Raw genomic sequence first — 21,751 nt, 5'->3', positions numbered from 1 at the left:
CGCTGGCCCGGCCCCGGCCAGGGGCATGGCAATGCGTCACAATCCCCCCGACGCACTTTCACACTGGCCACCCCTTTCCGGGGTCGGCCCGCCTGACTTCTCCATGCAAAACGGAACCCCGCTTGCCGCCATCGACCTGGGCTCGAACAGCTTCCGGCTCGAAATCGGCCGCTACCACTCCGGCCACATCGAACGCATCGAATACCTCAAGGAAACCGTCCGCCAGGGCAGTGGCCTCGACGAAAACAAGGTGCTCAACCAGGCCGCCATGCAGCGCGGCTGGGACTGCCTGGCGCGCTTTGCCGAGCGCCTGCACGGCTTCAAGAAACACCAGGTGCGTGCCGTCGCCACGCAGACCTTGCGCGAAGCCCGCAACCGCGACGAATTCCTGCGCAAGGCCCAGAGCATCCTGGGTTTCCAGATCGAGGTGATTTCGGGCCATGAAGAGGCCCGCCTGATCTACCAGGGGGTGTCGCGCTTGCTGCCCCAGTCGGACGAACGGCGTCTGGTGGTGGACATCGGTGGGCGCTCGACCGAGATGATCCTCGGCCACGGCTACGAATCGCGCGAAATGGAGTCCTACCGGCTGGGCAGCGTGGCCTGGACGGGCCGCTATTTCGCCAAGGGCCAGATTTCCGCCACGGCCTTCCGCACCGCCGAGGTCGCGGCCAAGGCCGAAATCGACCAGGCACTCGACGTGTTTCCGCCCAGCGAATGGAGCCTGGCCTACGGCTCCTCGGGCACTGTCAGTTCGGTCGCCGACATCCTGTCGGCCAACGGCTGGGCCTCCGGCGTGGTCACGCGCTCCGGACTGGACTGGCTGGTCGAACGCATGATCAAGGCCGGCCACGTCGACCAGTTGCGGGTCGAGGGGCTCAAGGACGAGCGGCGCCCGGTCCTGTGCGGCGGGGTGAGCGTGTTGCGTGCGATCTTCGACCTGTTCGGGATCGAACAGATGATCCCGACCCAGGGCGCGCTGCGCCATGGCGCGCTGTACGACCTGATCGATCGCGAAACCGACGGCACCGACGTGCGCGAGCGCACCGTGCGCTGGCTGGGCGAGCGCTTCTCCATCGATGGCGGGCAGGCCGACCGCGTCAGCCGCGTCGCCACGGCGCTGTTTGCCCAGATCGCGGCCGACGACCCGCTGGCCGGCCGTTATTCGCAGAAACTCGCCTGGGCCGCGCACCTGCACGAGATCGGTACCCACATTTCGCACGACCGCTCGTACCACCACGGCGCCTACATCCTGGACAACGTCGACGCGCCCGGCTTCTCGCTGGCCGAACTGCACCGCATGAGCCAACTCGTGCTGGGGCAACGCGGCAAGCTCAAGAAGATGGAAGACGCGCTCACCGACGAGCTGTTCGCCAAACAGCTGATGAGCCTGCGGCTGGCGGTGCTGCTCTGCCATGCCCGCCAGATGCCCGAATACGAGCTGCTCAAGCTGGGCTACAAGCCCGGAACGTTCCGCCTGAGCACCGCGCCGGGCTGGGCCAAACGCTTCCCGCAATCGGCCTGGCTGCTGGGGGAAGAGGTTCAGGCCTGGCAGAAAACGCCCTGGAAACTGCAGGCCGACATCCGTTGACCCTGGGCGTCACGCCCGTGAATCTGTCACGCAAACCGGACACGGTTGCGCTTTTGCGCGCCGGCACGTGCTTCGGCTGCCTTCTGCCGGCCTACCATGCGCCCATGAGCGCCCTCACAAAACACACAAGGCAGACGGCATGGCCCTGATCCTGGTGGCGGAAGACGATCCGGGCACGCTCAAACTCCTGAGTGTGGTGCTGCAGCACCAGGGTCACGATGTGGTGGAAACGACCACCGGCACCCAGGCCTGGGACCTGATCCAGCGCCTGCGTCCCGACCTGGTGGTCAGTGACATCAACATGCCCGGCATGACCGGGTTTGACCTGCTGGGCCAGGTGCGCGACGACATCGACCTGGCCCTCACCCCCTTCATCCTGCTGACTTCCCTGCAGGAGCGCCGCGACATGCGCCAGGGCATGCGCATGGGCGCCGACGACTACCTGACCAAACCGTTCCAGAGCCGCGAACTCATCGACGCCGTGAACGCACAACTGGGCAAACAGGCCTTGCGGGCGGCGTCGCAGGAAATGCAGTTCCACGCCCGCCTGCACGACGCGCTGGAGGCCCAGGCGCGCGACCTGGGCGATGACTACGAGGACAAGCTCGCGCTGGCGCTGAGCCAGCAATGGCCGGGCACGCACGACGAAGGCCGCGGAGCCCCCGAGGTGCAGGGCGTGCTGCTGTGCGCCGGCATCCTCGCGCACGACCAGTGGGCCGCCACCCTGCCCCCCCCGGCGCTGGCCCACCTGCTCAAGCGCTTTCACGAAAGCTGCGGCGACACGGCCCACCTGTTCGGCGCCAGCCACATGCAGTTCACGGGCGACGGCATCGTGGCCCTGTACCAGGACCCGTCTCCCACGCTCGCCACCTCCCCGGCGCTGCGCGCGATCAAGGCGGCGCTGGGCCTGCAGAAATCGGTCGCGGCCCTGCGCGCCTTCATCGCCCGCCAGCACCCGGGCCTGGCGCTGCCCACGTTCGACATCGGCATGGCCGTGCACTGCGGCCCGGTCGGGCTGATGCGCCTGGAGGGCCTGATCGGCGGCGCGGCGCAGACGGTGCCGGTCGGCCAGACCGTGGTCGACACCCTGGCCATCCAGCGCCATGCCGTGGGCGGCGGCACCCCGATCACCGTCACCGTCCCGGTGCTGCGCAGCATCACCGGCGCCGTGGTCGCGGCCCAGCGCTACCTGCTGGCACTGCCGCACCGGGAGCAGCCGATCGATGTCTGCCGCATCGAAGCGCTGACGCTCTGACGCCCCTCCTCCCCCCTTTTTCACAGCCGCGCACCATGGCCCGCCGCCTCTCCCTCGGCCCGACCCTGATGGCCGCCTTCTTGCTGACGGCCCTGCTGCCAGCGACCATGGTCGCCTGGCTGCTGTCGTCCAACAGCTCCCAGTCCATCAAGACGCTGGCCGAGAACGCCATGAGCCAGGCCGCCCACCGGGTCGACGTGGGGGCCCTGGCCCATTTGGGTGAGTCGCACACCGTGGTCAACGCCCTGGTGCCGCCGTTCGAAATTTCGGGTGCCGAAGCCTCGCGCACCCGCAACTGGCTGCGCGACCCGCAGGCGCTGGAAGAAATGGCCTATGCCCTCACCCAGCAGTCACCCAACGTGCCCTATCTGTATGCGGGCAAGGCCGACGGCGCCTTCTTCGGGCTGGAAAAGGAGGAACGGGGTTTCGTGGTCCGCGAAATCCAATCGGGCGAATCCGGCCGCCGGCAGTACCTGATCCGCAAGCCTGGCGACCGCAGCACGCTGGAGAAGGTGGAGGACACGCTGTACGACCCCCGCCAGCGCCCCTGGTACCAGCTCGCAGCCCGCTCGGGGCAGCGGGTCTTCACCAGCGTCTACCGCTCGGCGGTGAAGCCCCAGTTCGACCTCACGCTGGCCCACCCCATCTACGCCGCAGGCGGTCATCAGTTGCTGGGCGTGATCGCGGTCGACATGAGCCTGGCCCGGTTGACCGACCTGATCCGCAGCACCCGCATCAGCGAGAACGCGGTGACCTACCTGGTGGACCAGCAGGGGCTGTTCGTCGCTTCGTCCGTGGACGAGGAACTGAGCACCCTGGTCGACGGGCGGCACCGCCGCCTTTCGCCCGACCAGAGCCGCGATCCGCTGGTGCGCACGTCCTACGAACAGCTGCGCACGCTGCCGCCGACGGAAGACCAGACCTCCGCCGGCCTGGTGCGGCTGTCGCCACCACCCAGCCTGTGGCACCAGATCGGCCTGGGCGAGAGCCGCCTGATCGCGCTGCAACGCCCGTTCGGCGCCAAGTTCGGCCTTGACTGGCGCCTCATCGTCGTTGCGCCGGAACGCGATTTCACCGGCTCCGTCATCCGCGCGCGCCAGTGGGCCCTGGCCGGCATGGTCGGGCTGATGCTGGTCTGCGCCGCCGCCGCCCTGATGCTGGCGCGCGGCCTGTCGCGCCAGTTTTCGCGGCTCAACGCTTCCGCCTCCGCGCTCGGGGCCGGCGACATCCCGCCGATCCACAACGACGCCCCCCTGCACGAGGTGCGCCACCTGTCCCAGGTGATGCACGACAGCGCCCACCAGTTGCAGGCCTACAACCGCGAAATCCGTCTCAAGAACGAACAATTGCTGCAGGCGGCCCAGTTGCTGGAGGAGCGGGTGCGCGCGCGCACGGCCGAACTGGCGACTTCGCGCGAGGAAGCGCTGGCGGCCGCGCGCGCCAAGGCCGGCTTCCTGGCGGTGATGAGCCACGAAATCCGCACCCCGCTCAACGGCGTGATGGGCATGAGCGAGCTGCTGGCCGACACCCCGCTGACCGACACCCAGCGCGGCCTGTTCAACGTGCTACGCCTGTCCTGCGGGCAGTTGCAGTCGGTGGTGGGCGACATCCTCGACTTCTCGCGCATCGAAGCGGGCCGGCTCGACCTCGAACAGCGCCCGTTCGACCTGCATGCTGCCATCGGCGATTCGCGCCAGATGGTGCAACTGGCCGCGCTGGAAAAAGGCCTGAGCCTGCAGACGCACATCGGTGCGGACGTGCCCCGGGTCATCGTCGGCGACGTGACCCGGCTGCGCCAGGTGCTGCTGAACCTGCTGAGCAACGCCATCAAGTTCACCCACACCGGCGGCATCACGCTGGACGTCCGCCAATTGGGCACGGAGGCGGATGGCAGCCAGCGCATCGGCTTCACCGTCACCGACACTGGCGTGGGCATCCGACCCGAAAAGCTCGGGCAACTTTTTCAGCCCTTCGCGCAGGGCGACACCTCGACCACGCGGGTCTACGGCGGCACGGGCCTGGGCCTGGTCATCTGCCGCCACCTGGTCGGACTGATGGGCGGGCAGATTCACGTCCAGAGCCACCCGGGCCAGGGCTCGGCTTTCACTTTCGACATCCGCGCCACCGCTGGCACCACCGACGACCTGCAACCGGCCAACGCGGCCACCCTGCCCCCTTCGCGGGCCGGCCTGCGGGTGCTGGTGGTGGACGACAACACCGTGAACCTGCGCGTGGCCGCCGCCATGCTGCACCGCCTGGGCCATGCCCACGCCACCGCCGACGGCGGGCAGGCGGCCATTGAAGCCATTGCCGCCGCCCACACGGCCGGCCAGCCGTTCACCCACGTGCTGCTCGACCGCCACATGCCCGACCTGGACGGCATCGCCGCCGCCCGGGCCATCCTGGCCGGCTGGGGCGACCAGGCCCCGCGCCTCATCGGCGTGTCGGCTTCGTCCCTCGGTGAAGACCGCCAGCGCTGCCTCGACGCCGGCATGAGCGACTACCTCGCCAAACCGCTGCAACTGGCCGAGTTGGCGCAGGCCCTGGCCAGCCCGACCGCCGGCGCGCAGCCAGCGCCACCCGCCGTGGCCGCCCTGCCCACCGAAGCCCTGCCCTGGCTCGACGCCGGGCGCTGGGCGGGTTTTGCCGAATTCGACGACGCCGCAGGCACCTTGCGGCGCGAAGTGATCGGCGAGTTTCTGGCCGCGCTCGACGCGCGCCTGGCCGGTTTGACGCAGGCCCTGCAGGACGGCGACATCTCGCTGTTCCGTGAACGGGCGCATTTTCTGGCGGGATCGGCGGCCAACGTCGGCGCCAGCCGGCTGGCGGCGGCCTGCACGGCGGCCGAGCAGATGGCGGCCCATGCCAGCGGTGCCGAGCGGATGCAGCAACTGGCCCTCATCCAGGCGGGCGCGGCGCCGACCCGGGCCGCCCTGCTGGGGCTGATCCAGTCGGCGGCCTGAAGCCCCGCCCTGGGGCGCGGCAACACGCGGCGGCTCAGAGCAATTCGGGCGTCTGCACCGTCACGATCACCGTCTCCAGGCGGCCGTTGCGTTCGCGCTGGCGCAGCCACCAGACCGCGCCTTTTTTCATGGGGCAGCCGTCTTCCGGCAAGCCGAGCAGGCGCGCGATCACGCGCCCCAGGGTGGGCTGATGCCCCACCACCAGCGTGGGCGACTTGCCGTGCGGCCACTGCACCAGGGTCAGCAGATCGGCCGGATCGCCTTCGGGCGCGAGTTCGTCGCGCAGCTTGTACCTGCGCCCGAGCGCCAGCGCGGTCTGTTCGGTGCGCTGCGCCGGGCTGGCGAAGATGCGTGCGCCATCGGGCAACTGGCGGTCGAGCCAGGCGGCCATGCGGGCCGCCTGCTTCTCGCCGCGCGGCGTGAGCCGCCGGGCCAGGTCCAGCGCATCGCCCTGGCGCCCCTGCTCCAGTTCCGGGTGATCAACGGCTTCTGCGTGGCGCCAGAGAAGCAGGTCCATGGCATTGGCTCCCGTGGTCAACCCTTGCTGCCGTAACGCGCCATCAGGCTGGCCTGCGCCGACAGCGGCGTGGGCGCGGCCTTGCCACGTGCGCCCGGCAAACTGCCCGCCGGCACGTAGCGCCCGTCGGGTTGCAGCAGCCAGGCGTCCCGCGTGTCGTGCAGGTAGGCGGTGAGGCATTCGTCGATGATGCGGCGGCGCAGCTCGGGATCGGTCACCGGCCAGGCCAGCTCCACCCGCCGCAGCATGTTGCGGTTCATCCAGTCGGCGCTGGACAGCCACAGCTCCTCCTGGTCATCGACGCGGAAATAGAACACGCGCGAATGCTCCAGCAGACGGCCGATGACGGAGCGCACACGCACGTTGTCGGTCACGCCCGGCAACTGCGCCGGCAGGATGCAGGCGCCGCGCACGATGGCGTCGATCTTCACGCCCTGCTGCGACGCCAGGGCCAGCGCACGCGCCAGCGGTTCGTCGGTCAGCGCGTTCATCTTCAGCACGATGCGCGCCTCCTTGCCGGCAGCAGCAGCCGCCGCCGCTGCGTCGACCTTGTCCTGCATCGTCTTGTGCAGATTGAACGGCGCGTTGAGCACCTTGCTCAGCTTGGGCAAACGGTTCTGGCTGGCCAGGTGCAGGAAGAGCTGGTCGAGGTCGGCGGTCAGCGCCTCGTCGGCCGAGAGATAGCTCAAGTCGGTGTACAGGCGGGCTGTGCCGGCGTTGTAGTTGCCGGTGGACAGGTGGGCATAACGGCGCAGACGGCCGTTTTCGCGGCGCGTGACCAGCAGCATCTTGGCGTGGGTCTTGAGACCGACCACGCCGTACACCACCTGCGCCCCGACCGACTCCAGCCGCTCGGCGTAGCTGATGTTGGCCTCTTCGTCGAAGCGGGCCTTCAGCTCCACCACGGCCATGACTTCCTTGCCGCGGCGCACGGCTTCGCGCAGCAACTCCATCAGCTCGGAGCGCGCGCCGGTGCGGTAGATGGTCTGTTTGATGGCCAGCACATCGGGGTCTTCCACCGCCTCGCGCAGAAACGCCAGCACCGCGTCAAAGCTTTCGTAGGGCTGGTGGATCAGCACGTCGCCCTGCTGCAGGCGCTCGAAATACGACTGCCCCGGCACCAGTTGGCGGGGCCAGCCGGCCTGGTAGCGCTCGAAGCGCAGCGTCGGGGCCTCGATCTGGTCGATCAGTTGGTTCAGCCGCACCAGATTGACCGGGCCCGGCACGCGGTACAGCGCCTCGGCCGGCAGGGCGAACTGCGCGCGCAGGAAACCCGAGAGGAATTCGCTGCAACCGGCCGACACCTCCAGGCGCACCGCCTCGCCATAGTGGCGCTGCTGCAGGCCCTTGCGCAAGGCGGTGCGCAGGTTCTTCACCTCTTCTTCGTCCACCGCCAGATCGGAGTGGCGGGTGACGCGGAACTGCGAGAACTCGGTCACCTGCCGGCCAGGAAACAGGTCGGCCAGGTGCGATCGGATCAGGCTGGAGATGGAAACGAAATGGCTCTGCTTGGAGCCGCGCACGGGCGGCATGCGCAGGTAACGCGGCAGGATGCGCGGCACCTTGACGATGGCCACCTCGTTCTCGCGGCCGAACGCGTCCTTGCCGGTCAGCCGGACGATGAAGTTCAGCGACTTGTTGGCCACCTGGGGAAACGGGTGGGCCGGGTCCAGACCGACCGGGATGAGCAGCGGCTGCACCTCTTTCTGGAAGTGCTCGCGCACCCAGCGGCGCTGGCGCGGATTGCGCTCACCGTGCGAGACGATCTTGATGCCCTTCTTCTCCAGCAGGGGCATCAGCTCGTCGTTGTAGATCGCGTACTGCTGGGCCACCAGATCGTGCACCTTGCCCGACAGTTGCTGGTAGCTCTGCTCGGTGTACAAACCGTTCTGCTCGTGGCTCTTGCCGGCAGTCAATTGCGGCGCCATGCGCACCTCGAAGAATTCGTCGAGGTTGGACGAGACAATGGCCAGGTAGCGCAGCCGCTCCAGCAGCGGCACGTCGGGCCGGCGGGCCCAGTCCATCACCCGCTCGTTGAAAGCGAGGATGCTGTGGTCGCGGTCAAGAAAGGGCAGTTTGTTGTTCTGGGAACTGGCGCTCATGGTGGGCGAGCGTGCCGGCAGAAGACGGTCCGGGCATCGCAGATGACGGCAATGTGACCATTATTCAACGACCTGATGACGTTTGTGTGACACCCTGCCGGCGCACACACGCCCCGGCCCCGGCCGCTGCGGAAAACGGCACAAGCTCGCGCTCGAACTGGGCGGCCACGGTGTCCCAGCCGAAGCCCAGCGCGCGCTGACGGGCCTGGTGCCGCGGCAGTTTCAGCGCCTGCGCCCAGGCCACCTGCAGGTCGTCGTCGAGCGCACCGCCGCCGCTGTCGCCCACCACCTGCAGCGGGCCGTCCACCGGGTAGGCGGCCACCGGCGTGCCGCAGGCCATGGCCTCCAGCATCACCAGCCCGAAGGTTTCGTGGCGGCTCGGGAACACGAACACGTCGGCCGCCGCGTAGACGTGCGCCAGCTCGGGCCGCGACAGCAGGCCCAGCCAGTGCACATCGGGGTAGCGCGCCTGCAGCGCGCTCTCCAGCGGACCGACCCCGCACACCACCTTGCTGCCCGGCACATCCAGCGAGAGAAAGGCGTCGATGTTCTTTTCGTAAGAGACCCGCCCCACGTACAGGCTCACGGGCCGTGCCAACGCCCCGAGCAGGTCGGTCGCGTGCGGCGCGGGCGCCATGGTGAACAGCCGCGTGTCGACGCCGTGTGTCCAGGGCCGCAGCCGGCGAAACCCGCGGCCGGACAGCATGTTCAGCACGCCGTCGGTGGGCACCAGCACCGCCTGGCTGGGCCGGTGGAAGCGCCGCAGCAAGGCGTAACCCCAGGCCACGGGCACGCGCAGTGCCGCGTGCAGGATTTCGGGAAACCGGGTGTGGAACGCGGTCGTGAACGGCCAGCCGCGACGCAGGCATTGGCGCCGCGCGGCCCAGCCCAGCGGCCCTTCGGTGGCGATGTGCACGGCATCGGGCCGGAGTTGATCGAACAGCGCCTTCATCCGGCGGCCCGGCCACACCGCGATGGCAATGCCCGGGTAGCCCGGACAAGGGCGGGTGCGGAAATCCCCGGGCTCGATCACCAGCACCTCGTGCCCGCGCTGGCGCAGTTGCTGCACGAGTTCGACCAGGGTCGTCACCACCCCGTTGACCTGGGGCGCCCAGGCATCCGTCACCAGAACGATTTTCATGCGCTTGGCACCGGTTCAGGCTGTGGCCGCCCTGGCCGGCAGGGGCGCAGGCAAGGCTTCGGGCAGCGGTATCCGGGTCTGGCGCGCCGGCGGCTGCCAGTGCACCAGCTCCAGCCGGCCGTCGCTGTGTTCGACCAGGGCCGACAGGCTCTCCACCCAGTCGCCGTCGTTGCAATAGAGCGTGCCGTCGATCCAGCGCATCTCGGGGCGGTGGATGTGGCCGCAGACCACCCCCTGGTAACCGCGCGCACGGGCCTCGGCAGCCACCGCGCCCTCGAAGTCGCTGACGTAGTTCACCGCCGTCTTGACCTTGTGCTTGAGGTATTGCGAGAGCGACCAGTAAGGCAGACCGAGCCGGGCCCGCAGGCTGTTGAGGTGGCGGTTCAGGCGCAGCGTGAACTCGTAGAGGTTGTCCCCCACATAGGCCAGCCATTTGGCGCACTGAATCACACCGTCGAAGTGGTCGCCGTGCACCACCCACAGGCGGCGCCCGTCGGCGGTTTCGTGCACGGCTTCGTTGCGCACCTCGATGCCCCCGAAACTGTGGCCGTGGAACTGGCGCGCGAATTCGTCGTGGTTGCCGGGTACGAACACCACGCGGCAGCCCTTGCGGGCGCGGCGCAGCAGTTTCTGCACCACGTCGTTGTGGGCCTGCGGCCAGAACCAGCGGCGGCGCAACTGCCAGCCGTCGACGATGTCGCCGACCAGGTACAGGGTCTGGCTCGGGTAGTGCTTGAGGAAGTCCAGCAGCGCCTCGGCCTGGCAACCGGCGGTGCCCAGGTGCAGGTCGGAAATGAAAACGGCCCGGTAGCGGGACCGTTCGGCGGCATCACCTTGGCGCTCCTCGTCGGGCAGCGGATCGGCATCCTCTTCGGCCAGGGCACCGCGGAACTGGCCCTGCCAGGCCGCCAGTGCCGCCCCCTGGGGGGTTCCGCGGAGCGCGGCGGGGGGCGCCATGTCAAGCGCCCAGGAAGTGTTTGCGGTACCGGGCCGGCAGATCCTGCAGGCGCATCATCAGCGGCAGGTCGGCGGCGTTGAAGTCGGGGTCCCAGGCCGGCGGGCCGAGCACCTTGGAACCCAGCCGCAGGTAGCCCTTGATCAGGGCCGGCGGCTCCACGTCCAGCGTGTCGTCGAGCTGGTCCACCGGCAGCGGCAGACGCGGTCGCACATGGAATTCGATCGAGGCCAGGTGCTTCTCGCGCACCTGGCGCCAGATACTGGCCGCCGCATGGCCGCCGCCGACCATGCCGTGCGGGCCTTCCAGGTTCATCGGGATGCTGGCGCAGCCGATCATGGTGCCCAGCCGGTTGCGCACCATGAACTCGCCCAGCGCGCCCCACAGCGCCATGATCACGCCGCCGTGGCGGTGGTCGCGGTGCACGCAGCTGCGGCCCAGCTCGACCATGGATTCGCGCAGGGCACGCAAGCGGGTCAGGTCGAATTCGGTGTCGCTGTAGAAGCTGCCGACACGGCGCGCCTGGGCCGGGGTGAGCACGCGGTAGGTGCCGATCACGTCGCGCGTGACCACATCGCGCACCAGCAGGTGTTCGCAGTAGTCGTCGAACAGGTCGACGTCGTGGCCGGGCACGGTGTTGGCCAGAATGGCCCCCATCTCGCCGGCGAACACGGCGTGCCTCAACCGCTGCGCTTCGCGAACCTCGTCCAGATGCCGCGCCCAGGCAACCTCGATGCCGCCAGCGGCCGGTGTCGCCAGGGGGCGAGGCTGGAAATCCGTGCGCGGATGAAGTGACCCCCTGGGCAAGGAGACGGGCGAGAGGTCCAGCGTCGGGGTGGGCAATTCTTTCATGGCGATCTCCTGGAACTGGGTGCCCGACAGGGGCACGGTGTCAGCGGTACTTGATGTCATGAGCCCGCATTCTGGAAATCGCCGATGAACCCTCCGTGTCAGAACCGTGGCATTTGCATGACGCGAACCACTGCCCACCCGCCAGGGCCGCTCAGCACCGCCCGGTCGGGCGATCGGCCGGTACACCGGGGCCGTGCCGGTCGTGCGCCGCCTGCGCTTCCAGCGCCGCCACCTGGGCGCGCAAACGCTGCGCATGGCCGGCCGCTTTCAACAGGGCGTCGCTCAGTTCCTTGGTTTCCGCCTCGGCCTGCGTGCGGCGCTGCGCCTGCAGGCTGCACGCCTCCATCCACTGGTCCACTTGCGCCTGCAAGCCGGCCAGTTCCTGCATCAGTGCCGCACGCTGTGCCAGCAACTGTTCATGGAGCACGCTGAGCTGGTCGTGCTGCTCGACCAGCGCGCGGTAGTCGGCCTGGGCACGACCGAGATCGAATTCGAGCCTGGCGGCCTCGCCCGCCGAACCCTCGACGCGTTGGCCCAGGCGGCGCAGTTCCCCCTGAAGCGCGACGATTTCCGCGCGCCGCCCTTCAGCCACCTGCGCCAGACGATCCCGCTCATGGCGCAGCGCCTCCAGTGTCTGAAGCCGCTCTTCGGTCTGCCGGGCGGCCTCGCCTTGCGGTGTCGGCTCTCGCGAAGCACTCATCGACCCACGCTCCTTGTCCGTTCGCTGTCGGTGGGCCTCGAAGCGTGCCCAGTTGACCCGTCGATCGGCAAGTTCCATGCCCAGCCCTTGCCGTCCCCAACGAACCACCCTGCCCCCGGTGCCTGCCCCGAAGGCCGAGGGATAACCCTGAAGAAAAGACCACCAGCCAGGGTCGGTGTTACGGCCGACCCGTTACGTGCTCACAGAAACGAAGGCGGCAGACAAGATTAGCGACAACCATTCGCAGCATCAGATCAACCGCTGGTCGCCAACCGCTCAGGAGCACAGCGAACGCGTCGATGCCTATCACACAAGAAGAAAAATAAGAATACGAAGAAAAGAATTTCGCCACCAGTGTTGATGCAGATCAACTTCTGAGATCAGGCCAATTCGTTACGTAACAGGAGGGAAGGATGCGACGTAACAGACACACAGCAAACCGCTGAAAAACCGGAGGCCACGCAACGTGAATGCCTTCGTCTTACGCCAGACCGCCCGTGGGGTTAGCGCCCCATACACGAAAGAATCCTTGAAATCAAAGGGTTTTTTCCGCGCTGCAGGCGCCCGCTCAGCGCCGCAGAAGATCGCCCGCGCCGGATTGCCCCGCGCTCCGCCGGCGCGCCGTAACGCTGGCACCGAAGGTGCTATGAAATGTAACCAGCCGGCCCGCGCGGCCACTGGGCGCTTCCGCTGTCACTGCCCGTTCACCCTTACCCCCAGGAGTTCCCCATGAAAGCACGCATCATCCAGTTCCTGCGCGACGAAGAAGGCGCCACCGCCATCGAATACGGCATCATCGCCGGCCTGATGGCCCTGATGCTGGTCACCATCTTCGGCACCGACGGCGTCATCCAGGAAACGCTCAGCGACATCTTCACCAACGTCAAGAACATCGCCACCGGCGCTGGCGAATAAGCCGTTGCCATGCTCGCCGGCCTGGCCCTCTTCCTGCTCGCCGTCGTGGTCAGCGACTTCGGCCGCCGCCGCGTGCCCAACAGCCTCGTGCTGCTGGGTGCGCTCGGTGCCATCGCGGCCTTGCTGCTGAACCAGCAGCCGTTCGGTCTGGGCTGGCGGCAGGCCCTGGCCGGTGGTGGCGCGGCATTCGGCGCGCTGCTGCTGGTTTACGCGATGGGCATCATGGGCGCCGGCGACGTCAAGTTCGCCGGTGCGCTGGGCCTGTGGACCGGCCTGGCACCGCTGCCAGCCATCTGGATCGCGGCCACCCTGCTGGCGGCCGTGCACGCCCTCGTCTGGCTGGCCCTGCACCGTCTGCAGGTGGCCCCCCGCCTGCTGCGGGCCCTGTCCCACCCCCACGGTGGGCCGGTGCAGCCACCTGACCCGGCGCCCGCGCGCCAGGCGCGGCACCTGCCTTTGGCCGCCTACCTCGCCATCGCTGCCCTGGGCTGGATGGCGTGGTACCGGACCGCCACCCCCCTCTTTTCCTAGCCAACGCCCCAGGGCTCTGCTGCCATGCTCCGCTTTTCCAAGATCATTGCTGCCGTTCTGGTGCTGCTGGCCCTCGTGCTGGCCGCCTACGCCTGGAAGCTCAGCCGCCAGCCCGCGCCGCGCCCGGCGCCGGCCAACGCCCACCGCCAGGCTCCTGCCCCCACCTTCCCGGTGGTCGTCACCACCAAACCCTTGCCCGCCGGCGAACCGATTCCCGCCGACGCGCTGCGCCTGGCCGAACTGCCCATCAACCCGAGTGGCGCCTTCAAGACCGTGGCCGCCGCCACCGGGCGCATCCCGGTGCTCGATCTGAGCGAGGGCACGCCACTGCTCGATGGGCAGATGGCGTCCGGCCTGGCCCTGCGCCTCGGCCCTGGCGAGCGCGCTGTGGCCGTCAAGGCCGACGAGGTCATGGGCGTCGGCAACAACGTGCGCCCGGGCGACTATGTCGATGTGTTCTTCACCGTCAAGGTCGACCACAAGGACGTCGACCGCAGCCAGGCCCGCCTGCTGCTCGCCCGCAAGCGGGTGCTGGCCTACGGACAGGCCTCGCTCGAAGCGCTGCCCGATGAGGCCGGAGCCGAAGAAGCGGAGGCCAAGGGCCGCTCGCTGAGCACGCCAACGCGCAAGAGCACCGAGCGCACACCGCCTGCCCGCACCGTGGTGCTGGCCGTGCCGGTGGAAGACGTCAACCGCCTCACGCTGGGCGAAGCCAGCGGCCGGCTGGTGCTGGCACTGCGCCACCCCACCGACACCCGCGAGCCCGATCCCACGCTGTTTGCCGAGCTGCCACCGGCGCTGCAACCGCTGCCCGCCCAACGCAGCGCGCCTGCCCGTGCGCCGCTGACCGGGGTGGACCGTGCGCAAGCCGGCCTGGCCACGGTCGACCTGGTGGCCGGTGGCCCGGCCCCGGCACGCCAGACACGCACCGCAGCCCGGTCGTCGGACGCACCGCGCGCGCGGCCGGCCGGCACCGAAGTCGAGATCCTGCGCGGCGATCGCCGCGACACCGTGCGCTACTGACTGGAAGACCCCCGATGCTTCGCCCCATCCCGCCCTCGTCCCTTCGCGCTCTGTTTCCCCTGCTGCTCTGGGGCGCCGTGCCGCTGAGCACCCACGCCCAGGCCGGTACCGAACTGCTCAACCTGACCAGCGGCACCCAGCACGAGCTGCTGGTGGAAAAAGGCGTCAGCCGCATCGCCATCGCCGATGAAGGCGTGGCGGGCGTCACGCTCACGCGCCAGACCAAGGGCTCGCCCGCAGCCCGGCTCGTCATCACCGCCAAGGCCCCGGGCAGCACCTCGCTGCTGGTCTGGGAGCCCGGCAGCACACGCGCCCGCACCTACACCGTGCAGGTGCAGCGCCGCCTGGCGGTGTTCGACGGCGACTTTCCCGACACCCAGGCGCGCCGGCTGGCCCTGGCCACCGCGCTGGCCAGCCACCCCGAGAAGACCGAGGCCATCGACCGCTCGACCGTGCAGCTCAAGAGCCACACGGTTCAGGTGGACGTGAAGATCGTCGAGTTCAACAAAAACGTGCTCAAGCGCGCCGGCATCAATTTCTTCAGCGCCGCCTCCAACCGGCACGGCTTCACCTTCGGCGTGTCCACACCGGGCACCACCCCGACCTACGGCGTGGGCGTCTCCAACACGCTGACCCAGAGCCAGAACAGCACCTCCAGCCTGGGCGCCAACGGCAGCGTCACCGTGGTGCCGGGCGCCCAGGCCACCGGGTCGCTGACTCTGGCGGGTGCGCTGTCGAGCGCGGCCGCCGCAGGCAGCGCCGGCACCACGGCGCTCAATTACGGCCTCACCTCGCCGGTGGTCGACGCCTTCAACCTGCTGGGCTATTCCACCAAGGCCGGCATCGGCATGGCGCTGGGTCTGCTCGAAGGCAACAACCTCGCGCGCGTGCTGGCCGAGCCCACGCTGGTGGCGCTGTCGGGCCAGAGCGCCAACTTCCTGGCCGGTGGCGAGATTCCCATTCCCATCGCCCAGGGGCTGGGCACGGTGAGCGTGGAATACAAACCCTTCGGGATCGGCCTGACGGTCTCGCCCACCGTGCTGGCCAACAACCGCATCGCGCTCAAGGTCGCGCCCGAAGCGAGCGAGCTGAACTACAGCAACGCGGTCGCGCTCAACGGCACGGTGGTGCCCGCGATCGCCACCCGCCGCGCCGACACCACCGTCGAACTCAGCGACGGCGAAAGCTTCGTCATTGGCGGCCTGGTCAGCCGCCAGACCTGGTCCAACATCGACAAGGTGCCCATGCTCGGCGACATCCCGGTGCTGGGCGCGCTGTTCAAGAGCATGGAGTTCCAGCGCAACGAAAGCGAGCTGGTGATCATCGTCACCCCGCACCTGGTGCAGCCCATGGCACGCGGCGCGGTGCGCGAAGACGCGCTGCCCGGCGCCAACGAACAGCGCGGCGATGCGCCCGTGTGGCGCAGCTACCTCAGCGGCGCGGCCAGCGACGACGCCTTGCCTGGGTTCTCCCGGTGAACACCCCGAGGTCCCCCATGACCACCCTGCCCAGCTTCGGCGACGACCCTGCCCTCGGCAGTGCCGTCTTTCTGCACGCCTCGGACGAAGGCGCCCACGCCGCCTGGCTGATGACCGCGCTCAGCGGCCAGGGCCTGCTCACGGCCGTGGCGTTGGACGAAAAGCTGCTCAAGGCGCGCATCACCGCCACGCAGCCCCGGGCCGTCTTTCTCGATTTTTCGGGCAGCCAGCCCGAGCGCAATGCCCCGCTGGTGGCCGCGCTGCGGCAAGAATGGCCCACGCTGATGCTGATCGCTTTTGGCCACGCCAGCCAGGCGCAGGGAACCTTGTGCGCCTGGCGTGCCGGTGTGGACGACTTCGTCGATCTCGACGGCGCCCCCGACGCGGTCTGGCCGCTGCTGCGCGAGCGCCTGGCTCAGCGCGATGCCCAACGCCCCGCCCCCCGGCGCGGCAAGATCCTGGCGCTGCTGGGCGCGCGGCCCGGGCTGGGCGTCAGCACCCTGGCCTGCAACCTCGCCGCCAGCCTGCAGGCGCAACGTGCCCAGGCCCGCACCCGCGCGGCCGCCCCCGGTGCGCCGGCCCACGAAACGGCGCTGCTCGATCTGGGTCTGCCCGCGCGCGACAGCCTGCTGTACCTGGGCCTGCAAAGCCAGTTCAGCTTCGTCGACGGCGTGCAGAACCTGCACCGGCTCGACCGGACCCTGCTGCAGACCGCCCTGCCCCAGTACGCCCACGGCGTCGCCGTGCTGCCGCTGCCGGTCAACCTGGCCCAGGTGCGGGAGATCTCGCACACCCAGTCGGTGGCGCTCACGCGCAAGCTCACGGAATTCTTCGATCTGCAGATCGTCGATCTGGGCGGGTTCTCCAAAGCCGAATTCGTCGCCCACATGGTGCGCGAGGCCGATCAGGTCTGGGTCGTCTGCAACCAGAGCCTGGGCGGCATCGTCTCCACCGCGGCCCTGCTGCGTGAACTGCGCGAGCACGAGGTCGACACGCAGCCCTTTTCGCTGGTGGTCAACCGCTTCGAGCCCGGTGTCGATCTGCCGGCCAAGGACGTGGCGGGCCAGCTCGGCCTGCCCCTGGCCCATGTGCTGCCCTCGCGCCATGCGGCGCAACTGGCGGCCACCGCGCAGGGCAAGCTGCTCACACAGGCCGCGCCGGGCGACCCCTATTCGCAGACCGTCAACGGCATGGCGCGCGGCTTGCTGGCCTGGGTCGACGGCGGGACGCTGCCCGAACGGGCCAGCGGCAAACACTGGGCGGAGCGCGCAGCGCACTGGCTGCGAACCTGGACAAAACACCAAGGGTAAAGAGGAGCCATGTCCATCGACGTTGAATTCTCGGACAGCAACCGGGCCTTCCTGAGTTCGCAGGAGTTCCAGACGGTCAAGGCGTTCATTCATGAACACCTGCTCAACCGCATTGAGGAGCTCGGCGCCGAATTCGGTCGCTGGTCGCGCGCCACCATTTCGCAGTTCGTCAGCCTCGAATGCGAGAGCCTGGTGCGGCTGCACCGGGTGCCCATCAATGCCCAGGAAACCCAGGCCGTCGCCGACGCACTGACCAAGGAATTCGCCGGCTTCGGCCCGCTCGAAGACCTGCTGGAAGACCCGGCCGTGGAGGACATCCTCATCAACGGCAGCCACCACGTCTACGTCTCGCGCCACGGCGTGCTGCAGAAGGCCCAGCTCAAGTTCAACGACAACGAACACCTGATGCGCATCGTGCGGCGCATCCTGGCGCCCATCGGCCGGCGGCTGGACGAGTCCAACCCCATGGTGGACGCGCGGCTGAGCAACGGCGGCCGCATCAACGTGGTGATCGAGCCGCTGGTGATCGATGGCCCGGCGGTCTCCATCCGCAAGTTCCGCAAGGATCCGCTCACGCCCGAAGACCTGCTCAAGCTCGGCACCTTCGACCTGGCCATGGGCCAGTTGCTGGAGCTGGCCGTGCGCTCGCGCTGCAACATCCTCATCAGCGGCGGCACCAGTTCGGGCAAGACCTCGCTGCTCAACGCCCTGGCCAGCTTCGTGCCTGCCACCGAACGGGTGGTCACCATCGAGGACACGGCCGAACTCGCGCTCAACCACCCGCACGTGGTGCGGCTGGAAAGCCGCCCCGGCGGCTACGACGGTGCCGGCAGCGTCGCGATCCGCGACCTGCTGCGCAACACCCTGCGCATGCGGCCCGACCGCATCATCGTGGGCGAGGTGCGCGGCGGCGAGGTCATCGAAATGCTGCAGGCCATGAACACCGGCCACGACGGTTCGATGGGCACCATCCACGCCAGTTCGCCCCGCGAATGCCTGTACCGCCTGGAAATGCTGGCCGGTTTCGCCGGCTACCAGGGCAGCGAGGTCAGCCTGCGGCGGCAGATCGCCAACGCCATCGACTTCATCATCCAGATCGGCCGGCTGCCCAACGGCGCGCGGCAGATCGTTTCGATCAGCGAAGTCACCGGCCTGAACGACAACGTGGTGGCCATGCAGGAGCTGTTCCGCCACGACACCATGACCACGCCCGACGGCGAAGAGCGCGACCGCTGGGTCTCGCTGGGCATCAGCCCGCACTCGCCCAAGATCGCGCGCTTGCGCCAGTCCTTGCAGCGCCAGCAGTTGCAGGGCCAGCGCGAAGGGGGTTCGCATGCCTGAGGTGCTGATCCTGCTGTGCGTGTTCGCGCTGCTGCTGGCCGCGGCCGGCCTGCTGTTGTGGGACTTCAGCGTGCGCCGCCAGAGCCGGCTTGCGGTGCAGCGCCACCTGAAGGAAAAACTGACGCCGGCCCCCATGGGCGTCAACCTGGGCGATCTGCGCTTTGGCGCCCCGCCGCCGCTGGAAACCGCAGAGCCCCACCCGGCAGCGGCGCGCTGGCCCCTGCCGGGCTGGGTGCAAGGCGCCGTCCCGCCCGACGTCTTCTATGGCGGCCTGCTGGCCATGGGCATCGCCGTGCTGCTGGCTCTGGTGCTCAAAGGGGGCTTCCACGCCCTGGCCCTGCTGGTGGTGCTGCCCGCGGCCGGAGCCTTCCTGCTGTGGCTGCGCATCCAGAAGATGCGGCAGGAACTGGTGCGCCAGCTGCCCGGCTTCCTGGACATCATCGTGCGGCTCATCGGTGTCGGCAACTCGACGCAGGCCGCCTTCCAGACCGCCGTCGGCAGCGCCAAGCAGCCGCTGCGCGGGCACATGGACCGGACCATGGCGATGGTGCGCGCCGGGGTCGACATCGACCAGGCCCTGCTGCAGACCGCGCGCCGGGTCGGTGTGGAAGAGATGTTCCTGCTCTCGGCCATTCTGGGCCTGGGCGTGCGCTACGGTGGCCGCTCCGACGTGCTGCTCGAACGGGTCGCCAACTTCATGCGCGACCGCAAGGAGTCCGAGCACGAACTCTCGGCCATGTCCGCCGAAACCCGGCTCTCGGCCTGGGTGCTGGGCCTGCTGCCCCTGATCGTCGGCGGCGCGATCCTGATGCTCAACGGCGACTACTTCCTGCGCATGTGGGAAGACCCGGTGGGCCGCCGCATGGTCATCGGCGCCGGCTGCCTGCAACTGGTCGGCGTCGTTCTGCTGTACCGCCTGGCCCGGCTGGACTGAAGGAGGCCCGCGCATGACCCCGCTGCACCTGGCCATTCTTGCCCTGATCCTGCTGGCCCTGGCGCTGCTGCTCGGCGCCGGCCTGCTGCTGCGCCAGCAGGCTCTGCGCAGCCAGAGCGCCAAGACCCTCCAGCGCGCGCTGGGCCAGGGCGCGGCGCCGGGCGACGAGCCCGCAAACCCGGCCGACCTTGCCTTCCTGCGCGACGACCAGTTGCCAACGCACTGGCTCAACAGCCGCCTGGGCCGCCTGCTGGTGGCCGACGAAGACCGCCGACTGATCGCGCAGTGCGGCTTTCCTTCCACCCGGGCACAACTGGCGCTGCTGGTCTCGCGTTGTGCGCTGGCCGTGGCGCTGCCCCTGCTGGCCAACGCCCTGCTGCTCGGCGACGCCGATCCGGTGCGCAAGACCTACCTCGTGCTCGGCTGCGCCTTTGGCGCCGGCTTCATGCTGCCCAAATGGCTGCTCGGCCACTGGGCCGGCAAACGGCGCGACAAAGTGGGCCAGGAACTGCCGCTGTTCGTCGACCTGCTCGGCCTGCTGCAAAGCGTCGGTCTCAGCCTCGACCAGAGCCTGCAGATCATCGCCGCCGACTTCCGCCACGTGCTGCCCGTGATCGGTGCCGAACTCGATGCCGCCAACCGCCAGTACAGCCAGGGTCGCACCCGCGAACACGCTTTCCAGCGCATCGCGCACCTGCACGACAACCCGCACCTGGCCGACCTCGTCACGCTGGTGATCCAGGTCGACCGGCATGGCGGCGCGATCCAGGAACCGATCCGCCAGTTCAGCGAGCGCCTGCGTCTGCAGCGCAAGACCGACATGAAAGCCCGCATCGGCAAGATCACCGTGAAGATGACCGTGGTCATGGTCACCACCTTGCTGCCGGCCCTGATCGTCATCACCGCCGGCCCCGGCTTCCTGGCCATCGCGCGCTCCGTCTCCAGCATGGGAACCCGATGATGAAACGCCCCGCCCGACTCCTCCCGCTGGCGCTGGCCGCTGCCCTGCTGGGCGGCTGCGCGAGCCAGCCGTCAAAAAGCGACAGTGCGGCCGCCGAAGCCACCGCCTCCGGCGCGGCCCTGGAAAACGCCGCCACCCACGGTGCCCTGGTGCGGCAGATGCAGGGCAACGGCCTGTGGTTCGCCTCGCTGGCCCACATCGACGCGCTGGAAAAGCGCTGGGGCGCCACCAGCGAAACCCGCCTCATGCGCGCCGAAGCGCTGCGCCACACCGACCAGGCCGCCGCCAGCGCCGCGCTCTACCAGCAATTGCTCGACACCCCCGAGCGCGCCGCCGCCTGGCGCGGCCTGGGTCTCATCAGCGGCAGCCAGGGCGACTACGCGCGCGCCGCCGAGTGCTTCGAAAACGCGCGCCAGATCGCGCCCACCGACGGCCTGCTGCTCAACGACCTGGGTTACGCCCTGCTGATGGACCGCCGCCCCGAGCAGGCCCGGCTGCCCATCATGCAGGCCGTGCAGTTGCTGCCCCAGCAGCCCCGAGTGCGCAGCAACCTGGTGCTCTACCTGCTGGTGGACCAGCGTCCCGCCGAAGCCCGCCGCCTGATGGACGAAGCCGGCCTGAGCGCGGCCACCCGCCGGGCCATCGAACAACTGGCGCAGGAGCTGAACAGCGCCGCCACCGTCCCAGCGGCCGTGACCGGCCAGCGGCCAGTGGGGCCAGTGGGGCCCGTGCCGTCGGCCGGCAGCAGCGGGCTCCTGCTCAAGAGCAGCCTGCGCCTGAGCCAGGCACTGAGCCACGAGCCCGGCACCGCCGCCCCCTGATCCCTTCCCGCATTTTGTCCACGCCCCGCCCCGAGAAGCCCGCCATGAACACCCTCCGCCCCCTTCGCCGCCTCTCCCTGGTTCTGCTGCCGGTCTGGTCGCTGTCGGTGCCCGTGTGGGCCCAGGCGGCCGACCCCGTGGCCGCGGTCGCCGCGGCGCCCGAATCCGGCCCGGCGGCAGCCGCCCCCGAAGCGCTGCCGCCGGCGGCGCCCGCCGTCGGCGAGGCCACGCGCCAGTTGCTGCAACGCCAGCGCGAAGGCACCAGCGCCAGCGGAGCGGGCGCGATGGACGGCGCCATGGCCGAAGCCAGCTACCAGCGCTACCGCAAGAGTTTTGACCACCCCCTGCCACTCTGGTTCGGCTC

The 21,751-nt window shown here is 69.2% G+C and carries 19 protein-coding genes; 13 read left to right on the top strand and 6 right to left on the bottom strand.

From position 1 onward, the window contains the following. Window positions 1-103 precede the first annotated feature (103 nt). From ppx to QQK43_RS09915, 3 genes are all read left to right on the top strand, one after another. Window positions 104-1,588, top strand: coding sequence for an exopolyphosphatase (gene ppx, locus QQK43_RS09925; protein ID WP_234262874.1), 1,485 nt, complete (start codon window positions 104-106; stop codon window positions 1,586-1,588). Between the two features lie 139 nt (window positions 1,589-1,727). Further along, window positions 1,728-2,843: a response regulator gene (locus tag QQK43_RS09920; protein WP_284307630.1), complete on the top strand. Its 1,116-nt coding sequence runs from the start codon at window positions 1,728-1,730 to the stop codon at window positions 2,841-2,843. A 35-nt stretch (window positions 2,844-2,878) separates the two neighbouring features. After that, the gene (locus tag QQK43_RS09915; protein WP_284307629.1) at window positions 2,879-5,806 is read left to right on the top strand and encodes a hybrid sensor histidine kinase/response regulator; all 2,928 of its coding nucleotides are present in this window, start codon (window positions 2,879-2,881) and stop codon (window positions 5,804-5,806) included. A 34-nt stretch (window positions 5,807-5,840) separates the two neighbouring features. Here QQK43_RS09915 and QQK43_RS09910 read toward each other — a convergent pair whose 3' ends face one another. The 6 genes from QQK43_RS09910 to QQK43_RS09885 form a co-directional block, all read right to left on the bottom strand. Then, on the bottom strand, window positions 5,841-6,323 hold the full coding sequence (locus tag QQK43_RS09910) for a SixA phosphatase family protein (RefSeq protein WP_234262871.1): 483 nt from the start codon (window positions 6,321-6,323) through the stop codon (window positions 5,841-5,843). 17 nt (window positions 6,324-6,340) lie between these two features. Next, the gene (gene ppk1, locus QQK43_RS09905; protein WP_234262870.1) at window positions 6,341-8,425 is read right to left on the bottom strand and encodes a polyphosphate kinase 1; all 2,085 of its coding nucleotides are present in this window, start codon (window positions 8,423-8,425) and stop codon (window positions 6,341-6,343) included. A gap of 64 nt (window positions 8,426-8,489) precedes the next feature. Continuing rightward, entirely contained in the window at window positions 8,490-9,566 is a 1,077-nt protein-coding gene (locus QQK43_RS09900; RefSeq protein ID WP_284307627.1) for a glycosyltransferase family 4 protein, read from the bottom strand. Between the two features lie 15 nt (window positions 9,567-9,581). After that, window positions 9,582-10,523 carry a UDP-2,3-diacylglucosamine diphosphatase gene (locus QQK43_RS09895; protein WP_284307626.1) on the bottom strand — a complete coding sequence of 314 codons (942 nt, stop codon included), beginning with the start codon at window positions 10,521-10,523 and terminating at the stop codon, window positions 9,582-9,584. 1 nt (window position 10,524) lies between these two features. Further along, on the bottom strand, window positions 10,525-11,373 hold the full coding sequence (locus QQK43_RS09890; protein WP_284307636.1) for a GNAT family N-acetyltransferase: 849 nt from the start codon (window positions 11,371-11,373) through the stop codon (window positions 10,525-10,527). A 151-nt stretch (window positions 11,374-11,524) separates the two neighbouring features. Beyond that, complete coding sequence (locus QQK43_RS09885) at window positions 11,525-12,073, bottom strand: hypothetical protein (RefSeq protein ID WP_284307625.1); 549 nt, start codon at window positions 12,071-12,073, stop codon at window positions 11,525-11,527. 729 nt (window positions 12,074-12,802) lie between these two features. Here QQK43_RS09885 and QQK43_RS09880 point away from each other — a divergent pair. The 10 genes from QQK43_RS09880 to QQK43_RS09835 all read left to right on the top strand — a co-directional run. Then, window positions 12,803-12,988, top strand: a complete 186-nt coding sequence (locus tag QQK43_RS09880) for a Flp family type IVb pilin (protein ID WP_234262866.1) — start codon at window positions 12,803-12,805, stop codon at window positions 12,986-12,988. 9 nt (window positions 12,989-12,997) lie between these two features. Further along, entirely contained in the window at window positions 12,998-13,519 is a 522-nt protein-coding gene (locus QQK43_RS09875) for a prepilin peptidase (protein WP_284307624.1), read from the top strand. Between the two features lie 24 nt (window positions 13,520-13,543). Further along, window positions 13,544-14,542 (top strand): Flp pilus assembly protein CpaB, encoded by a 999-nt coding sequence (cpaB, locus tag QQK43_RS09870; RefSeq protein WP_284307623.1) that lies wholly within the window; start codon window positions 13,544-13,546, stop codon window positions 14,540-14,542. Between the two features lie 14 nt (window positions 14,543-14,556). After that, window positions 14,557-16,020: a type II and III secretion system protein family protein gene (locus QQK43_RS09865; protein ID WP_284307622.1), complete on the top strand. Its 1,464-nt coding sequence runs from the start codon at window positions 14,557-14,559 to the stop codon at window positions 16,018-16,020. Between the two features lie 17 nt (window positions 16,021-16,037). Further along, the gene (locus QQK43_RS09860) at window positions 16,038-17,330 is read left to right on the top strand and encodes a CpaE/TadZ family protein (protein ID WP_284307621.1); all 1,293 of its coding nucleotides are present in this window, start codon (window positions 16,038-16,040) and stop codon (window positions 17,328-17,330) included. A gap of 9 nt (window positions 17,331-17,339) precedes the next feature. Next, the gene (locus tag QQK43_RS09855; RefSeq protein ID WP_284307620.1) at window positions 17,340-18,671 is read left to right on the top strand and encodes a TadA family conjugal transfer-associated ATPase; all 1,332 of its coding nucleotides are present in this window, start codon (window positions 17,340-17,342) and stop codon (window positions 18,669-18,671) included. Next, the gene (locus QQK43_RS09850; RefSeq protein WP_284307619.1) at window positions 18,664-19,605 is read left to right on the top strand and encodes a type II secretion system F family protein; all 942 of its coding nucleotides are present in this window, start codon (window positions 18,664-18,666) and stop codon (window positions 19,603-19,605) included. Before QQK43_RS09855 ends, QQK43_RS09850 begins: the two co-directional genes overlap by 8 nt. 13 nt (window positions 19,606-19,618) lie before the next feature. Continuing rightward, complete coding sequence (locus QQK43_RS09845) at window positions 19,619-20,566, top strand: type II secretion system F family protein (RefSeq protein ID WP_284307618.1); 948 nt, start codon at window positions 19,619-19,621, stop codon at window positions 20,564-20,566. After that, the gene (locus QQK43_RS09840; protein ID WP_284307617.1) at window positions 20,566-21,387 is read left to right on the top strand and encodes a tetratricopeptide repeat protein; all 822 of its coding nucleotides are present in this window, start codon (window positions 20,566-20,568) and stop codon (window positions 21,385-21,387) included. The genes QQK43_RS09845 and QQK43_RS09840 overlap by 1 nt, the downstream gene beginning before the upstream one ends. Before the next feature lie 44 nt (window positions 21,388-21,431). After that, the coding region (locus QQK43_RS09835) for a DUF3613 domain-containing protein (protein WP_284307616.1) at window positions 21,432-21,751 on the top strand (320 nt) is incomplete at its 3' end.

This window comes from Hydrogenophaga electricum (assembly GCF_030160815.1).
In the GTDB taxonomy this organism is placed as follows: Bacteria; Pseudomonadota; Gammaproteobacteria; order Burkholderiales; family Burkholderiaceae_C; genus Hydrogenophaga; species Hydrogenophaga electricum.
The sequence above is the reverse complement of the archived record's forward strand: the minus strand, read 5'-3'. Positions and strand labels throughout refer to the sequence as shown.

Coding starts and splice junctions, on each gene's coding strand:
- cpaB (WP_284307623.1), top strand. CDS start 13,544: ATGCTCCGCTTTTCCAAGATCATTGCTGCCGTTCTGGTGCTGCTGGCC.
- QQK43_RS09855 (WP_284307620.1), top strand. CDS start 17,340: ATGTCCATCGACGTTGAATTCTCGGACAGCAACCGGGCCTTCCTGAGT.
- QQK43_RS09920 (WP_284307630.1), top strand. CDS start 1,728: ATGGCCCTGATCCTGGTGGCGGAAGACGATCCGGGCACGCTCAAACTC.
- QQK43_RS09840 (WP_284307617.1), top strand. CDS start 20,566: ATGAAACGCCCCGCCCGACTCCTCCCGCTGGCGCTGGCCGCTGCCCTG.
- QQK43_RS09900 (WP_284307627.1), bottom strand. CDS start 9,566: ATGAAAATCGTTCTGGTGACGGATGCCTGGGCGCCCCAGGTCAACGGG.
- QQK43_RS09915 (WP_284307629.1), top strand. CDS start 2,879: ATGGCCCGCCGCCTCTCCCTCGGCCCGACCCTGATGGCCGCCTTCTTG.
- QQK43_RS09885 (WP_284307625.1), bottom strand. CDS start 12,073: ATGAGTGCTTCGCGAGAGCCGACACCGCAAGGCGAGGCCGCCCGGCAG.
- QQK43_RS09890 (WP_284307636.1), bottom strand. CDS start 11,373: ATGAAAGAATTGCCCACCCCGACGCTGGACCTCTCGCCCGTCTCCTTG.
- QQK43_RS09845 (WP_284307618.1), top strand. CDS start 19,619: ATGACCCCGCTGCACCTGGCCATTCTTGCCCTGATCCTGCTGGCCCTG.
- QQK43_RS09860 (WP_284307621.1), top strand. CDS start 16,038: ATGACCACCCTGCCCAGCTTCGGCGACGACCCTGCCCTCGGCAGTGCC.
- QQK43_RS09875 (WP_284307624.1), top strand. CDS start 12,998: ATGCTCGCCGGCCTGGCCCTCTTCCTGCTCGCCGTCGTGGTCAGCGAC.
- QQK43_RS09865 (WP_284307622.1), top strand. CDS start 14,557: ATGCTTCGCCCCATCCCGCCCTCGTCCCTTCGCGCTCTGTTTCCCCTG.
- QQK43_RS09910 (WP_234262871.1), bottom strand. CDS start 6,323: ATGGACCTGCTTCTCTGGCGCCACGCAGAAGCCGTTGATCACCCGGAA.
- QQK43_RS09850 (WP_284307619.1), top strand. CDS start 18,664: ATGCCTGAGGTGCTGATCCTGCTGTGCGTGTTCGCGCTGCTGCTGGCC.
- ppk1 (WP_234262870.1), bottom strand. CDS start 8,425: ATGAGCGCCAGTTCCCAGAACAACAAACTGCCCTTTCTTGACCGCGAC.
- QQK43_RS09880 (WP_234262866.1), top strand. CDS start 12,803: ATGAAAGCACGCATCATCCAGTTCCTGCGCGACGAAGAAGGCGCCACC.
- QQK43_RS09895 (WP_284307626.1), bottom strand. CDS start 10,523: ATGGCGCCCCCCGCCGCGCTCCGCGGAACCCCCCAGGGGGCGGCACTG.
- ppx (WP_234262874.1), top strand. CDS start 104: ATGCAAAACGGAACCCCGCTTGCCGCCATCGACCTGGGCTCGAACAGC.